The sequence below is a fragment of the Ochrobactrum sp. PL_is501 genome (assembly GCF_055816895.1).
Window position 1 is genome coordinate 200,183 of sequence record NZ_JBVPGR010000035.1, and the last position, 13,119, is coordinate 213,301.

The 13,119-nt window shown below is 56.0% G+C and carries 21 protein-coding genes; 7 read left to right on the top strand and 14 right to left on the bottom strand.

The window, feature by feature from the left end:
- Positions 1 to 114 precede the first annotated feature (114 nt).
- The 14 genes from AC0TOF_RS12225 to AC0TOF_RS12290 all read right to left on the bottom strand — a co-directional run bounded on the left by AC0TOF_RS12225 (position 115) and on the right by AC0TOF_RS12290 (position 7,445).
- Positions 115 to 330, bottom strand: a complete 216-nt coding sequence (locus tag AC0TOF_RS12225) for a hypothetical protein (RefSeq protein WP_473768436.1) — start codon at positions 328 to 330, stop codon at positions 115 to 117.
- A gap of 43 nt (positions 331 to 373) precedes the next feature.
- On the bottom strand, positions 374 to 1,054 hold the full coding sequence (locus tag AC0TOF_RS12230) for an SOS response-associated peptidase (protein WP_473768437.1): 681 nt from the start codon (positions 1,052 to 1,054) through the stop codon (positions 374 to 376).
- 16 nt (positions 1,055 to 1,070) lie between these two features.
- A complete protein-coding gene (locus tag AC0TOF_RS12235) occupies positions 1,071 to 1,310 on the bottom strand; it encodes a hypothetical protein (protein WP_473768438.1) in 240 nt (79 codons plus the stop codon).
- A 2-nt stretch (positions 1,311 to 1,312) separates the two neighbouring features.
- Positions 1,313 to 1,540 (bottom strand): hypothetical protein, encoded by a 228-nt coding sequence (locus tag AC0TOF_RS12240; RefSeq protein ID WP_473768439.1) that lies wholly within the window; start codon positions 1,538 to 1,540, stop codon positions 1,313 to 1,315.
- Between the two features lie 12 nt (positions 1,541 to 1,552).
- Positions 1,553 to 1,885: a helix-turn-helix domain-containing protein gene (locus AC0TOF_RS12245; protein WP_473768440.1), complete on the bottom strand. Its 333-nt coding sequence runs from the start codon at positions 1,883 to 1,885 to the stop codon at positions 1,553 to 1,555.
- Between the two features lie 62 nt (positions 1,886 to 1,947).
- Positions 1,948 to 2,151 carry a hypothetical protein gene (locus AC0TOF_RS12250; protein WP_473768441.1) on the bottom strand — a complete coding sequence of 68 codons (204 nt, stop codon included), beginning with the start codon at positions 2,149 to 2,151 and terminating at the stop codon, positions 1,948 to 1,950.
- A gap of 9 nt (positions 2,152 to 2,160) precedes the next feature.
- A complete protein-coding gene (locus AC0TOF_RS12255; RefSeq protein WP_259030089.1) occupies positions 2,161 to 2,415 on the bottom strand; it encodes a type II toxin-antitoxin system RelE family toxin in 255 nt (84 codons plus the stop codon).
- Between the two features lie 303 nt (positions 2,416 to 2,718).
- Positions 2,719 to 3,135 carry a hypothetical protein gene (locus tag AC0TOF_RS12260; RefSeq protein ID WP_473768442.1) on the bottom strand — a complete coding sequence of 139 codons (417 nt, stop codon included), beginning with the start codon at positions 3,133 to 3,135 and terminating at the stop codon, positions 2,719 to 2,721.
- Positions 3,132 to 5,339, bottom strand: a complete 2,208-nt coding sequence (locus AC0TOF_RS12265) for an AAA family ATPase (protein ID WP_473768443.1) — start codon at positions 5,337 to 5,339, stop codon at positions 3,132 to 3,134. The genes AC0TOF_RS12260 and AC0TOF_RS12265 overlap by 4 nt, the downstream gene beginning before the upstream one ends.
- Positions 5,340 to 5,351: 12 nt before the next feature.
- Positions 5,352 to 5,651: a hypothetical protein gene (locus AC0TOF_RS12270; RefSeq protein ID WP_473768444.1), complete on the bottom strand. Its 300-nt coding sequence runs from the start codon at positions 5,649 to 5,651 to the stop codon at positions 5,352 to 5,354.
- A gap of 2 nt (positions 5,652 to 5,653) precedes the next feature.
- Positions 5,654 to 6,214 carry a hypothetical protein gene (locus tag AC0TOF_RS12275; RefSeq protein ID WP_473768445.1) on the bottom strand — a complete coding sequence of 187 codons (561 nt, stop codon included), beginning with the start codon at positions 6,212 to 6,214 and terminating at the stop codon, positions 5,654 to 5,656.
- Positions 6,207 to 6,497 carry a hypothetical protein gene (locus tag AC0TOF_RS12280; protein ID WP_473768446.1) on the bottom strand — a complete coding sequence of 97 codons (291 nt, stop codon included), beginning with the start codon at positions 6,495 to 6,497 and terminating at the stop codon, positions 6,207 to 6,209. Before AC0TOF_RS12280 ends, AC0TOF_RS12275 begins: the two co-directional genes overlap by 8 nt.
- A 153-nt stretch (positions 6,498 to 6,650) precedes the next feature.
- Complete coding sequence (locus AC0TOF_RS12285) at positions 6,651 to 7,052, bottom strand: hypothetical protein (RefSeq protein WP_473768447.1); 402 nt, start codon at positions 7,050 to 7,052, stop codon at positions 6,651 to 6,653.
- Between the two features lie 30 nt (positions 7,053 to 7,082).
- Entirely contained in the window at positions 7,083 to 7,445 is a 363-nt protein-coding gene (locus AC0TOF_RS12290; protein WP_473768448.1) for a hypothetical protein, read from the bottom strand.
- 167 nt (positions 7,446 to 7,612) lie between these two features.
- Here AC0TOF_RS12290 and AC0TOF_RS12295 point away from each other — a divergent pair, with 167 nt between their 5' ends.
- From AC0TOF_RS12295 to AC0TOF_RS12325, 7 genes are all read left to right on the top strand, one after another.
- Positions 7,613 to 8,281 carry a hypothetical protein gene (locus tag AC0TOF_RS12295; protein WP_473768449.1) on the top strand — a complete coding sequence of 223 codons (669 nt, stop codon included), beginning with the start codon at positions 7,613 to 7,615 and terminating at the stop codon, positions 8,279 to 8,281.
- A 493-nt stretch (positions 8,282 to 8,774) separates the two neighbouring features.
- On the top strand, positions 8,775 to 9,002 hold the full coding sequence (locus AC0TOF_RS12300) for a hypothetical protein (protein WP_473768450.1): 228 nt from the start codon (positions 8,775 to 8,777) through the stop codon (positions 9,000 to 9,002).
- The gene (locus AC0TOF_RS12305; protein ID WP_473768451.1) at positions 8,999 to 9,931 is read left to right on the top strand and encodes a YqaJ viral recombinase family nuclease; all 933 of its coding nucleotides are present in this window, start codon (positions 8,999 to 9,001) and stop codon (positions 9,929 to 9,931) included. Before AC0TOF_RS12300 ends, AC0TOF_RS12305 begins: the two co-directional genes overlap by 4 nt.
- Positions 9,932 to 10,017: 86 nt before the next feature.
- On the top strand, positions 10,018 to 10,776 hold the full coding sequence (locus AC0TOF_RS12310) for a hypothetical protein (RefSeq protein WP_473768452.1): 759 nt from the start codon (positions 10,018 to 10,020) through the stop codon (positions 10,774 to 10,776).
- Positions 10,777 to 10,822: 46 nt separating this feature from the next.
- On the top strand, positions 10,823 to 11,497 hold the full coding sequence (locus AC0TOF_RS12315; RefSeq protein ID WP_473768453.1) for a 3'-5' exonuclease: 675 nt from the start codon (positions 10,823 to 10,825) through the stop codon (positions 11,495 to 11,497).
- A gap of 98 nt (positions 11,498 to 11,595) precedes the next feature.
- Complete coding sequence (locus tag AC0TOF_RS12320; RefSeq protein WP_473768454.1) at positions 11,596 to 12,735, top strand: hypothetical protein; 1,140 nt, start codon at positions 11,596 to 11,598, stop codon at positions 12,733 to 12,735.
- A complete protein-coding gene (locus AC0TOF_RS12325) occupies positions 12,732 to 13,085 on the top strand; it encodes a hypothetical protein (RefSeq protein ID WP_313665580.1) in 354 nt (117 codons plus the stop codon). Before AC0TOF_RS12320 ends, AC0TOF_RS12325 begins: the two co-directional genes overlap by 4 nt.
- Positions 13,086 to 13,119 lie beyond the last annotated feature (34 nt).

Consider the following 13,119-nt stretch of genomic DNA (forward strand, 5'->3'; position numbering starts at 1 on the left):
CAGAACAGAAGCACGATATTCCGCCGCACGTCGCGCAATCTCTTTCAAAACTCGCAAGGGCCGGGACGTTTTCGGCGAAAGAATTTGCGGAAGCAAGCAGGAAAGCGGCACTCGCTACTCGGCAGGGTCTTTCCCCTGAATGCCGACAGCCAATCCCCGCGAAACCTCGCTAACTGCCCGGGCGGCTTCTGCGGCCGTCCAACCAGCCTTTTCCGCTTGTTCGATGATATCGACGACAGCGTCCGCGATAGCCTCCTGACAATCGATATTCCTGTCGGGATATCTCCCTTCGCGCTTCGGACCTATCACGGGTTTCAAATGTTCTGGCATGCTGGCGACCTCCCTCATTGACGAGGAAGGTAGGGCGATGAAATTAACCGTCCAGTAAATCGCCTGTTTCGATGGGCTGCATAGTGTCTTCGCCCTGATATCGGCTCGAATTGACATTCGTGGAAACGCGCCACGCCTGCAAGTTATCATCATTCGCGGGCTTCAATAGATCGACGCGCGGCTCGGCGAGCCAAGCGCGCCAGTCGTTTTCCTGCAAAATCACCGGCATGCGAGTATGGATTTTCTGCATGAAGGGGTTCGCATCGCAGGTGATTATTGTGCAGCTTGTAACCACCTCGCCGGTTTCGCGATCCTTCCAACGATCATGCAGTCCGGCGAACGTCAACGGCCGCCCATCCTTGGCCGAGATAAACCACGGCAAGCGCGCCTCTTTCGGCCCCGACCATTCGAAAAAGCCGGTCGCCGGGATTAGACAACGGGTCCGCTGTAGCGGCCCTTTGAACATGCCGCTTGTTGCCACGCCCTCGGCCCGAGCGTTGAAGGTGGAAGGCACTTTGTTAATTGGCTTGTCCCACCACGACGGCACAAGCCACCAGCGCATTTCTGAATAGGCCAGGTGCTCGCCGTCTTGCGTGATAACACCGACTTGCGTCGTCGGGGCAATGTTATAGCGAGGCTGGATATTTCGGGGCGTGGTCGCCGTGAGGTTATACATCGCATAGATTTCGGCCCACGTGTAGGTTTGCGTGAAACGTCCGCACATGCCGTTTTCTCCTCCTCTATGCGTCTAAGATTTCAATAAGTGCCTTCGCCCGGATGACGGAAGGGTGCATGCTGCCGTTCCCTTCGGCCATATCCAGCAAGTCGCGGATAATGCCTGTTAATTCGTCACGCTCGACGACGCGAAAACCAGCGTCGTCAAGATCATTGATAACCTTGCTTGCAAGAATATTGGGCGCGGACGACAGGCCCTCAAGGGCTTTGACGACCACCTCGCGCGAATTGCCGGGCATAATCATATTCAATCACCCCGCAGTCCAAGCTTGCCCGCGATTGTGTTGAAGTGAGCTCGGGTAAGCGCTTCCGCCGTGTCCTGATCGACATGAAAAGCAACCGGCTTTTCGCGATCCTCGTCCTCGAGGTCGTAAACTGAAAAGGCCCCGCCGATCTCTTTTTCGACGAAGTACGGTGCTTCCACTCCGTTATGCTCCATACACCAATCACCATTACGGCGCTGACGGATTTTCATGGCAATCCCACCTTAAACGAGTTCGTCGATCGTAACCTTAAGCGCTTCCGCAATCTTCTTCATTGCGTCGAGAGAGCCTTCGCGGACGCCCTTTTCAATCTGCGACAAGTAGGCGGCGCTGATACCGGCGGCATCGGCGAGCGCCTTCGCGCTCATGCCGCGATAGTCACGCCAAACCTTGATTTTGTTCTCGCCGTCGATCATCCGATTGACGAACTCGGCCGGGATCAATTCTTCTTCACCGGCGGCCAGCTTTTCGCGAAAAGTGCGGGCGGCTGCAATGTCCTCGCGGTCCTCGAAAGCTTCAAGCAGCTTATCGTAGTCGGCCTTGGGGAGAACTGCCATTTCCTCTCCCTGTGGGGTAGTGATGATTTGAACATTCATTTTCTTATTCCTTTCTCAGACCGCTAGTCCCAATCTTCACGGTCGGCCAGTTCTTCGGCATTCCAAGCAATCACGCGCTTTTGTTCATCGGTGAACGTATGCCAAATCTCGCGAAGCTGATCATTGATGTAGTTGCGCCAGTTTTGAACGCGGCCACCTTCCGCCCAAACGGGATTTAGATAATCGCCATATTTATCGAAAACGTCAGGAATTTCGTTGTGTGCCATTTCCGGGCCTCATTCATAAGCGCCGCCACGCGGCGCGATCTTGATAACTTCCAGAACGCGGCCATCTTCCGTGAAGATAACGCGCCAGTCGCCAACCCGCAGGCGAAGCAATCCTTCGCCGCCCTTGAGCGCCTTGACGTTATTCGCAAGGCTCGCCGGATCGGCTGCATACTGTTCAATCTTCGACCGGATCAGCTTCGCCGTGTTGGCTGGCATCTTGATCAAGGTCTTGGTTGCTTCGCGGGAGTAAGTGATCTGTTTCATGAGTTGAAGTTAGCAATATGCTAATCGAAATGCAACATAAAAATTAGCTAATAGCAAATAAAATGAAAGCCCCGACTTAGCGGGGCTTTCTTATTATGGCTCAAATCCGAAAGAGCGAGAAGGGGGCAATGAAGGAGTTCAGGAGTGATTGACTGATTTCCAGCCTCCGGCAAATCTCCCGCTGACTAACGCCCGCACGATGCATCCCTATCGCGGCCGCCTTAGCATATGGTCGCTTCTGAAACACGCGAACCGGGCAAGCCGCTTTTCGGGCGCGACGAATGAAGATTAGATTTGGCTGTGTCATCGGCGCGGAACCTCAATTCGATCGCGGTCCAATCCTTGGGAAATGGTTGATAGCGCTTTGTCGCGAAGGCGATAGGCCGTTGCGCGGCTCCATCCCTTATCGTCAACCGCATGCCCGAAGCGGTAACGGGTGCATTTGCACCGCAACCAGAGTTGCAGCACGCGGGCAGCGCCGTCGTTCCCCTTGAGGTAGTTCGCGGGCCAATGGATCGCCTTTTCGAGAAGCGAAACGCGGGCAGGCGAAAGCATCCATTTGCGCGAAGGGACGACATTTTCCGGGTCGAGCTTTTCAAGAATGCCGTTTCGGTCGTCGGCCGGGCCGGTGCGCCCGGCGCTGGCGATCGACCACTTAGCGGCATCGACAAGAACTTCCCCGACCAGTTTCGGGGTCCAAACATCATCGTAGTGTCTCAATCGGTCCCCCATAGCGCGGCCGCTTCTTCGACGGCCGCCATGTTGACGTTGCTTGGTTCTGCGGGTGTGATTGCCGGACGAACGTCCTCCGTTCGGACTAGCCGGCGCTTTGCTTTTGGAGTGAGCCAAACGAACGGGTTGTCGCGGGCAATAAGCCCCTTGTGGAACAGGCGCTCGCCACGGCGGCCGAGTTCCTTTCGACGCGCATCGAGCTTGCGCTGTCGCGCCTTCTCGTCGTCGTTCTTCTCAATGGCATATTCGAAATCCAGCTTGTCGAAAGCTTCGATGACCTTTTGCCAATGGACAATGCGCACGTCGCCGGGTAGCCCCATCGAAGGCGGCGCATCGGTGCCGTGTTCGGTTAGCGCGTTCTGGATCGCGGTCAGGAGAACATTTTCCTTGTCGGAAATGTTCGGCCGTTTTTCGGGTGCCTCGTCGGAGCCTTCGCCCTTTGGCGTGACGACGACACATGACGTAATGGGATCGCCGTCCTCGTCTTTGCCAATCTTGACCTGCGACAAAGCAAACCGGAACGTGATCCCGTCCTCGCCTTCCTTGTTTTTTTGCAGGAATACTTCACGGATTTGCCGCCCATCTTCGTCGTGCAACCCATCGGCCAAACGGACAATGAGAGCGTTTTCCAGATTGGCAATAAGCGAGGAGTGACCGCGAACCTTTGTGCCGTCCGCGTTCATGTGGTGCACAAACAGGACGTGGCAGTTCAAAGCTTCTGAAATGCGGCGACCGCGTTCTAACACCGAACCGACGTCTTTACCGTCGTTCTCATTCGCGCCGACTGTCGCCGTCGCCCAAGTGTCGATGACGACAAGCTCAAGCGGTGCATCGAAGGTTGACGCCCAATACTTGGCTTCTTCAATAAACTCGTTTGTCTGGTCGTCGTTCTGGTACAGATTGAGCCGGGCGGGCATGAATACGAACGGCAGATTGTCCGAAGCAACAAGGCCGTGCCATTGGCGATATGCCTTGATGCGTTTTCGGAGGCCCTTTTGACCTTCACCAGCCTGATAGATCACGCCGCCACGGCGAGACTTGCGGCCCATCCAGTTAACACCGCGAGCGACTGCCATAGCCGCGTCAAGGATCAAGAATGTTTTCCCGCTCTTTGACGCGCCTGAAACGATCGACACTTCCCCACGAGTGAGAATGCCCTTGATTAGATACTCGTGCTCTTGGGCCGGGGCGTCGAAGGCGTCCCACGGGACGGCGTTGAATTTTGACTTGAAGGCCGGGGGTGTGAATTTGGGAGCCTTGGCCGCGATCTGGTAAAGCTCCTCGACCGTGTGACCATCATCAAGCCAGTCGACGACGTCTTCTTTTTTCTTGTTATCCGTCAACTGGACGACGCGAACGTCCGAGGCTTTGCCGAGCAAGGAAGCTGCGACACTGTTCGCGTGATCGATCCCTACAAACTTCGGGCGGCCATCATCGTGAAACAGCGGCTCATTGGTCTTTTGGTGCCGGGCTTGCGGGTCGTCGTCCGCGAGCACGACAACGCGGGCACCCTTAAGATAGTCGCTAAGTTCCGCGAGCCATTTCCCGGCACCACGCGCATTCGTCGTCGCAGGAACGCCAAGGTCGAGTAGCTTGTCGGCCGCCTTCTCGCCTTCGACGACAAAAACTATGTGGTTTTTGTCCACGGCCTTTTTAAGATCGGGCAGCCGATAGGGAACCTGCCGGACGTCCTTCGTCGACCAGTTCCAACCTCCGGCCTTGGACGGATCGGGGCGGCGCTGCCGGTACGTCTTAACCGGCTTCCCGTCTTTCCCTGTTTCGCCGTTCTCAAGCCGCACGACTTGAAAAAGCAGGTCGCCTTTCTCGTCGACGTAATCCCACGTCTTAACAGGCTTCATGTTTTCGTCATTGCGGCGCGAATTGCCGTTGTCCGGCGCGTAGTCGCGATTACTGGATGACGCTTTGTCTTCGACGTGAAAACCTTTTTCTCGCAGCCAATCCACCGCCTCCCGGCCTTTGCGGCCGGTTTCTCTCTCTATGAGCGCGAGAACACCGCCGCCGGTGTTTTCGCCGTGGTCGAACCAAGTGCCCTTTTCGAGATCAACCGAAACTGATCCCTTACTCCCGAAGCGAAGTTCGCTCGATGTTGAAAGTTGCTTGTTTGGCTCGCCGAGGAGTTCGCGGGCAACCTCTCCGGCAAACCCTGCAAACTTTTCGCCATTATCAGCCATTGAAAGCCGCCCTTAATGTTCTGAATTGTCGGTTTGATTGTCTGGTTGCTGATCGGCGAACCCGGCTTGGCCGGGTTTCGCTCTCGCTCTGGCGACGGGTGCGAGGACTTTCGCGACGTCTTCTTTGACCGGGATAATCGTCGATATGAGATCGGCTATGTCGGTAAAGACGTCTGCTTTTGCGATCTGGTCGGGACACGGCTTATCGCGCATTCCATTGCGAACGAGCGCCTTTTGTATCCCGTAAATCCGATCCGCCTCGCTGGATGCCGTCTGCAACATGGTCCAAAGACCGGCGCGCTTTCGGCTCATGATTAGAACCTCAAATCGGCTTGCTTGTGCTCGAATAGCGGCGTCGTGTGAGCGGGGTTCACTTCTGGCGCGATGACGTTGCAGGCATACAGCCAGCCCGCGATTGCGTCCGAAGCGTTGTCGTCCTGCGGATCAAAGCCAAGCGCTCTCATTGCCCGCATGACCTCGGCTTTCGCCTTGCCTGTCGTCGGTTTGCGCCCGAGGACAAACTTGCGGATCGAAGCTTGAGCCATTTCGCGATAGTCGAAAACCTTCTCGTGGTACGCGGCCGAGGCCATCGCCCACGGCAGACATTGCAAGAGACGCGTAGTCTTATGGTTTGTCTTTCCGGCCATCGCCCCGGCGAAAACAGGAGCTTCCGCAATGATGACGTTCGGACGGTAGGTTTCGATTAGTTCGCGGATGAAGATTTGAGAATGAGCGACTATTGCGACCGGCGGGGCTTCCTCGGGAGCGAGGCGTTTTGAACCGTATTCGGGGTCTTCGCCTGGGCGACCGGCGCACCATCCGGTGCGGGTAGCAACGTCGAGAAACAAAATCATGCGTTGGGGGAGATTACGCATCGGCGGCAATCTCCTGCGAATAGACATAGTCGAAATGAACAGGGCAGATGACCGCAATGCCGTTCAAGCCGACAATGTGCGGTGTGCGCTCGACGGCCACGCGCGTGCCGTCTGCAATTTCGTTCGTCTGGATACGGTGGCCCTTTAAGCAACCGTCTTCGGCGAGCTTTTCGAAAACGTCGTCGAAGCTATCGGCGTCCGTTTCAAAGGTGAGTGAAATGTACTTGTAGGGATCGCGGCGAGAAGGGACGACCGTCGTCACTGAAAGACGCTGTATCGGCATGGCAGTTTCCTTGTGGTGGTTGGTAAAGCAAAGGCCGGGCAATGGATGCCCGGCCCGTAATCGGTGGCCGGTGCCTACAACGCAGGGAGTGTAGGAGCGGAGGCACCGGCCTTGATGTGCGCAGCCCGGTTGCAGAGGGCGCGCACTATCAATCTAATTCACGGTGGCGAGCGTAAGCGGAGCCTTTGCCTTTTTCGGAGCTTCCTCCTCGGCCGGGCGCTTCCCATCGACGATATTTGCCATCGTCGAAATGACGTCATCGAACATATCGACGTCGTCGAAGTAGCCCATCTTGTCGGCAAGCTCGATCACGCCCCGAAGGGTTGCTTGGCGCTTGGTGGTTTCCATCTTGGCGAGGCCGAGAATGAAGCGAAAAGCCTTCCGGTCCATGCCGTGGCGATCCAAGGCATTCTTGACGATTGAACCGGCCGCGCCGTTATGTTCGGAAGCCTCGGCCGTTTCGGTCATGAACTGGTTTACTACGCGGCGCAGTTCTTCGGCCGTGATCGACGACTTGCTCGACGTGACGTCAGCCTTTTTTGCTCGTCTTGCCATGCTGCATGCTCCTTGATTTCGGTCGGCGTCTTAGACGGCGACGGGCTGCGGGATATCCAAGGGCCATGCTTCCCCAACGGGCCATTCGGGATGAATGCCGCTAACGGGTTTCCGGTTCTCGGATACGAGTTTGAGGGTTTGAGCATCAAGGGTGGCGGGCTCCGGGCGCTCGACGCCCGCGGGCCACGCCACGCCTTCCGGCCATATCGCGGAAAACCGCGACATGATCTTGTCGTATGTCCCTGCGCGCATATCGACGCGGTCAATCGTCTGCGAAAACGTGCGATAGCCGGAGACAATTTCGTCGAGTTTCGTCTGTGTGCACCCGGTGGCTTTCCGGTATGCATCCATCGTTACTCGAATGTTGGTGCGGAAGAGATCAAGGTAATTCATGCACCATTTGTTAAGTTAGATTTTGTCTAACTGCAATAGGGTGCGATATCGAAACTGTCAGTAGACAGAAAATAGTTGATTTCTATGTGAAAAGTTTTATTTATCGTACTCGGGTGGACAGATTAGAAAAATTTGACCTATAAAAGCGTCAAAAAGGGGTTGCGTGAATGAGTGACGTTTTGCGGAAACGGGTCCAAGGGCGGCTTGATGCTCTCGGCATCAATGCGTTTGAAGCTGCCAAGCGAGGCGGCCTGACAAGAAATTTCTTCTATGAGCTTTTTCGTCTCGAAAACGGCAAGTACAAGAAAGATCGCTTCAACCCGAAGCACCTTGATGCGGCCGCCGCTGCGCTGGACTGCGACCCGGAATACCTCACGCTTGAACAGCGCACACCCCGACGGGGAGGCATCCCCGACGGCACCAAAGTTTCCGGAATTGCCGAGGCAGGGGCGCTAAGGTCGCCCGGTGCCGGGGTTCCGAAAGGTCTGTCAGCCGCAATCGAAACCGATCCACGATATCCAGCCGAGGCGCAAGCGGTCTATCTGGTTCGTGGCGGGCATGCTGTCGGGCTGAATATCCCGAGCGAGGCTTTCGTCCTAATCGCCAATACCGACGCATTGAGGGAGGTCGGCAGGGAGTTGATAGCGGGTGACGTCGTGGTCGTCTCCCGAACTGCCGTTGAGGACAAGGTAGAAATCACAGTCCGCAAGGTGGCCTTTGACGCGAAGGGCATAAGGTTTGACGCGCTTCCAGACGAAGGGGAGATAGAACCCCTATACGCTTCGGAGGAGGTGTCGGTGCTCGGCTTGGTGCTTCAAGCGATTATGGTTTTCTGATCCTTCGCGCTCGCGCGTGTATAGATATTTATATAATTAGATTAGGGACAGGGGGTTTATACCCCCTGTCCCATTTTTAATTTATTCACAATCTAACTGATTGATTTATTAAAACGAATAATCCTCCTGACAAAAAGTTAGAGATTTTCAAACTTTGTGGATTGCAAGGCCATAAAAGTTAGATTATTTCTATCTTCGTAAACGAATGGTTACGTAAGAGCAGGATACAACATGCCGATTATCTCCCCACTGCAATCAGCCTTGAATTCGAGTGAAAAACTGCACCAATCGTTTACGACGATTGCCTTTTGACCTGCGACGAATTCGCGAGGTTTAGACATATCTTCCTTGGTGAATTCAAGGAATTTCAGCGGCTTAAGAAGGCCAGACGGGAAAATAGGAAAGTTATCCTCACCCTCTGCCGCTCGTGTCAAAACCTATCCTTAAGGAACGCCGATTTCCTTTCGAAGCGTTAACGACAGCAGGAAACAAAATGACCAAAATTATTCAGGCAACCGGCGCGGTGAGGGCTTCTCTGGTCAGCATCATAAAGCGCCAAATGATTGATACGATTATCGAAAGCAATATCGACCCATCTGTTTTTGAAGACGTGGTCGAACAGTTGCGAAAAGCCAACTTCGGTAAACCAGCGATCGAGACATTGGCGGTTGAGGTAGCGCAGGCGGCGCTAGAGGAAATCGGGGCAGGACAGGCGATATGAAGATCGAACGGATCAACGTTAGGACAAGTGCCGAATGGCACGCTCGCAGGTCGCGAGACGTCACGGCGTCGGTCGTTGGGGCTTTGTTTGGGGTTCATGAATTCGTAACGCCTTATGCACTTTGGGCGTTCAAATCGGGTCGGGTCCAGTCGGACCCGGAGGAAACCCCGGCCATGCTTCGCGGCCAACTTTTGGAGCCAGTCGCGGTTAAGCTCCTGCGTCGTCAACGGCCAGCATGGAAAATCAAGCACAACACCAATCCCGGTGACTACTGGCGCGACAATGAAGTCCGTCTCGGGGCCACTCCCGACGTGCTCGCGGTGGATAAAAAACGCGGGCCGGGCATCGTGCAAATCAAGTCAGTGGAACAGGGCGTCTTTCGCCGGAAGTGGCTGGCCGGAAGCGACGTTCCAGAGCCGCCGTTCTGGATCGCCATGCAGGCAGTCGTTGAAGCTTACTTGACCGGCAGCAAATGGGCCGCTGTAGCGCCGATTGTCGTAGGCCATGGCGTCGATATGCCAGTCATCGAAATACCCATTCTTGAGGGCGCTATCGAGCGTATTCGCGCAAAGTGCGCGGAGTTTTGGGAATTAGTCGAAAGCGGTGCGGAAGTTGTTCCAGATTACAGCCTCGACGCCGGTCTTATCGAGCGAATGTATGAGCGGGAGGAAGGCGAGGAAATCGACCTCACGCGAGACAACCAGATTTACGAATTGATTGCAGAGCGTCACCGCCTGAAAGCGGACGTCACAGAAGCCGAAAGAAAGGTCGCGGCGGTTGAAGCCGAGATCAAGCACAAAATGCAAGGCGCTTCGATTGCGCATCTTGCGGGCGGGAAAAAGATTACGTGGCTGACGCAGAAGCGGGCCGGGTATTTCGCCCCGCCGAAGGAATTCCGCGTCCTGCGTACTCCTCCGCCTGACGCGTGAAGTGGACCGGCGGCTAAAGGCTGCAACCCAACGTCGCCGGTCCTGATGCACCCCTGAACCACCACGAACAGGAGGCACCATTCGCTATGGTAGCTGAAACGAATGAACGCGCCGTTATCGGCGGCAACAATCCCCCTATAAAAGAAGTTCTCGCGGATCAATACAAAGAATTGGTCGACCTGATCGAGCCAATCGCTGAGCGCGCCAATGCGCACCCGAGAAAAATAAAAAGCGACGATGACCTCGGGCCGCTCGGAGAGATCGTTCTCGATGCTAAGGCACTATCGAAGCGCATCGAAGCTGCCCGGAAGGTTGAGAAGGAACCTTTTGTAAAGGGCGGCCGTGAAGTCGACCAGTTCTTCCACCCCCTGATTGATCGCCTCGACCTTATCGTCGACGTGTTCGAAGCCCTCGCGTCGTCATATCAGCGCGATAAGGCGGAAGCGGAACGCCGTCGGGCCTCCGAAGAAGCGGCGCGCCTTCGCGCCGAGGAGGAACGCAAGCTCAAGGAAGCCCAAGAGGTTAAGCGGGAAAGCACTGCGGAGCGCAAGAAGGACGAGGCAGCAAGCCTCGGCCATCAAGCAACCAGTGCCGAACAGCGCACCACTGCGACCGCGGCCGAATTGACGAAGGTTCGCACGGGCAACGGTGTTACCGCTTCAGCTACGACGAAATGGGCCTTCCGCATTGTTGACCTGGCTGCGGTCGACCTCAACAGCCTGAAAGATTTCTTCCGTGTGGAAGATATCGAAAAGGCGATCCGGTCGAAGGTCGCCATTCACAAGGGCAACACGAAAATCCCGGGCGTCGAAGTCTTCGAAGACGTGAAAGCTACATTCCGCTGATCGCCGGTTAACCTATTCAACCGGCGCGGCCGGAAAGAGAAATCCCATGAAATATCTTGTTATCGACACGGAAACGACAGGCTTGTTTGACTTCAAGCAGCCGGCCGATGCCGAAGGACAGCCACGCCTCGCACATTTGGCGATGATTTGGGCCGACGCCGAAGGCAACGAACTTGACCGTCAGGACATTTATGTCCGCCCGAACGGCTGGACGATGCCGCAGGGTGAAGGTTCTGCGGGAGCCGTCAACGGTTTGACGGACGAGTTCTTGCTCGCGAACGGTGCGGATATCAGCGTCGTTCTCGAACAGTATCGCGAGGAAATCCTCCGGGGGTTGGTACTGGTCGCCTACAATGCACAGTACGACCTTAAGGTTATGCGCGGCGAAATGCGCCGGGCTGGCGTGCCCGACCTTTTCGAACAGACTAAAAACGTCTGCGTAATGCGCCCCATGATGAAGATTTGCAGAATTCCAAATGCAAATCGCGGCGGTTTCAAATTCCCCAATCTTGGCGAGGCTCTGGCCCATTTCGGGCATGACCTGAATGGCGCTCACCAAGCCATGAACGACGCCGAAGGTGCGCGCATCCTCTTGCGTGAACTCTTGCGCATCGGCGAGTTGCCGACGCCTGCGGTTCATTACGCCAAGGAAAAGGCAGCCGAAAAGCTTCCGAAAACGCGCCGCAAGGCCAGTGCCTCGGGCTTCCTCGGCAGCTTCTAAATCCGGCGCGGTAGCCGGAGGCCCGGCAAGTAGTCGCGGATCAGCACGTCGCTGCGAAGCCCGGGCCACTTTTCAACCACCACAGAAGGAAACGTCCAATGTCAGGACAGGAAGTAATCACAGCGGACGGCGAAGTCCTTTCCGGCTTTATGACGCCGGAACAGGCTTCACTTGCCATCCAGCTTTCGAGGGCGGAAGTCGACCAGAAGATTGCGACGGCCCGCGCGTATCCTCGACAGGTCACGAAGGCAATTCAGAACATCATGACGTTGGCAACGCTTGATGAAGAAACTGCCGAGGAATGTAGCTATGCGCTGCCACGCGGCAAAAAGCCTATCGTCGGGCCGTCTGCTCGTTTCGCCGAAATTGTCTATCAGAATTGGGGGAACTGCATTGTCGGCGCTCGCGTCGTGCATGTTGACCGCGTCGAGAAGTACGTCGAAGCCGAAGGCATTTACCACGATCTGGAAACCAATGCCTCAAAAACGGCCCGCGTGCGTCGCCGCATCGTGGATAGTCAGGGCCGACTTTATTCGGACGACATGATTATCGTTACGGGAAACGCCGCGTGTTCGATCGCATCGCGTAACGCTATCCTTTCCGGAGTTCCAAAAGCCGTTTGGCGCAAAGCTTACGACGCTGCTGAAAAGGTCGTAAAGGGCGACGTCAAAACGTTGGCGGAGCGTCGGGAAAATATCTTCAAGGCGTTTGCTGCGTTCGGGGTGAAGCCCGAACAGATTTTCGCTTCGCTTGGGATCGCGGGCGAGGACGATATTACCCTTGAACATATTCCCACACTCACCGGCATGCGATCCGCTCTCAAGAGCGGAGAGGCCACGGTCGAAGAAATGTTCGGGGGTCAAGCGCGTGGGGATGGCGAAAAGAAGTCAACTAGCCAGAAAATGAGCGATTTCGCCAAGGGCGAAAACGGGCAGGAAAAGCCGAAGGATAAGGCCGGCGCGGGCGACAGCAAGAAGGCCGAAACGAAACCAGCGGCCGAGAAAAAAGCTGACAAGCCTAAACCGGAACAGTCTGGCGACGAGGACACCGAAATCCTTCCGCCGACGTCCGACGATATCGAAATCGCTCGCGACAAGGGGCACGACGCATTCCACAACGGCATGCCCCGTGAAACCTGCCCGCGCGAATTCAACGCGAGGGGGCGCGAGGAGGAGCGCAACGCTTGGCTTGAAGGCTATGACGCCGCGGCCGAGGAAGAAGCGGAGGCACGCAATTGACCAGCGATCGCACCCATTACGCAAAGCTTATGGATAAGTGGCGCGAAGCCGAAGCCCTCGCGGAACTCTTTCGGCAGTTCGCCGACGAGGGAGGCCGTCACCGGCTTAAGATCAAGGTCGAACACCACGACCCTGTCGTCGCCGGGAACGCCGAGCGCGTCATCAACGATATGATGAAAAACAACGGCTTTGGGATGACTGTGCAAAAAGCTCTCGAACGGGTCGAGCGCAAGCGCGATGAAGCCCGAGAAGCGTTTTTGCAGGAGGCAGGGGCCGGCTACCTCGCGCCAACAATCACCGAACGCCAGCCCGGCGATTTGCTCCGCTACCCTCCGCCACCAAAGAAATAGCCGAACTTAGCACCGGCTGCGGCGACCACTGCAA

Bases quoted from the DNA above. Each gene is read 5' to 3' on its own strand.
- AC0TOF_RS12225 (WP_473768436.1), bottom strand. From the start codon at position 330: ATGCCAGAACATTTGAAACCCGTGATAGGTCCGAAGCGCGAAGGGAGA.
- AC0TOF_RS12230 (WP_473768437.1), bottom strand. From the start codon at position 1,054: ATGTGCGGACGTTTCACGCAAACCTACACGTGGGCCGAAATCTATGCG.
- AC0TOF_RS12235 (WP_473768438.1), bottom strand. From the start codon at position 1,310: ATGATTATGCCCGGCAATTCGCGCGAGGTGGTCGTCAAAGCCCTTGAG.
- AC0TOF_RS12240 (WP_473768439.1), bottom strand. From the start codon at position 1,540: ATGAAAATCCGTCAGCGCCGTAATGGTGATTGGTGTATGGAGCATAAC.
- AC0TOF_RS12245 (WP_473768440.1), bottom strand. From the start codon at position 1,885: ATGGCAGTTCTCCCCAAGGCCGACTACGATAAGCTGCTTGAAGCTTTC.
- AC0TOF_RS12250 (WP_473768441.1), bottom strand. From the start codon at position 2,151: ATGGCACACAACGAAATTCCTGACGTTTTCGATAAATATGGCGATTAT.
- AC0TOF_RS12255 (WP_259030089.1), bottom strand. From the start codon at position 2,415: ATGAAACAGATCACTTACTCCCGCGAAGCAACCAAGACCTTGATCAAG.
- AC0TOF_RS12265 (WP_473768443.1), bottom strand. From the start codon at position 5,339: ATGGCTGATAATGGCGAAAAGTTTGCAGGGTTTGCCGGAGAGGTTGCC.
- AC0TOF_RS12270 (WP_473768444.1), bottom strand. From the start codon at position 5,651: ATGAGCCGAAAGCGCGCCGGTCTTTGGACCATGTTGCAGACGGCATCC.
- AC0TOF_RS12275 (WP_473768445.1), bottom strand. From the start codon at position 6,214: ATGCGTAATCTCCCCCAACGCATGATTTTGTTTCTCGACGTTGCTACC.
- AC0TOF_RS12280 (WP_473768446.1), bottom strand. From the start codon at position 6,497: ATGCCGATACAGCGTCTTTCAGTGACGACGGTCGTCCCTTCTCGCCGC.
- AC0TOF_RS12285 (WP_473768447.1), bottom strand. From the start codon at position 7,052: ATGGCAAGACGAGCAAAAAAGGCTGACGTCACGTCGAGCAAGTCGTCG.
- AC0TOF_RS12290 (WP_473768448.1), bottom strand. From the start codon at position 7,445: ATGAATTACCTTGATCTCTTCCGCACCAACATTCGAGTAACGATGGAT.
- AC0TOF_RS12295 (WP_473768449.1), top strand. From the start codon at position 7,613: ATGAGTGACGTTTTGCGGAAACGGGTCCAAGGGCGGCTTGATGCTCTC.
- AC0TOF_RS12300 (WP_473768450.1), top strand. From the start codon at position 8,775: ATGACCAAAATTATTCAGGCAACCGGCGCGGTGAGGGCTTCTCTGGTC.
- AC0TOF_RS12305 (WP_473768451.1), top strand. From the start codon at position 8,999: ATGAAGATCGAACGGATCAACGTTAGGACAAGTGCCGAATGGCACGCT.
- AC0TOF_RS12310 (WP_473768452.1), top strand. From the start codon at position 10,018: ATGGTAGCTGAAACGAATGAACGCGCCGTTATCGGCGGCAACAATCCC.
- AC0TOF_RS12315 (WP_473768453.1), top strand. From the start codon at position 10,823: ATGAAATATCTTGTTATCGACACGGAAACGACAGGCTTGTTTGACTTC.
- AC0TOF_RS12320 (WP_473768454.1), top strand. From the start codon at position 11,596: ATGTCAGGACAGGAAGTAATCACAGCGGACGGCGAAGTCCTTTCCGGC.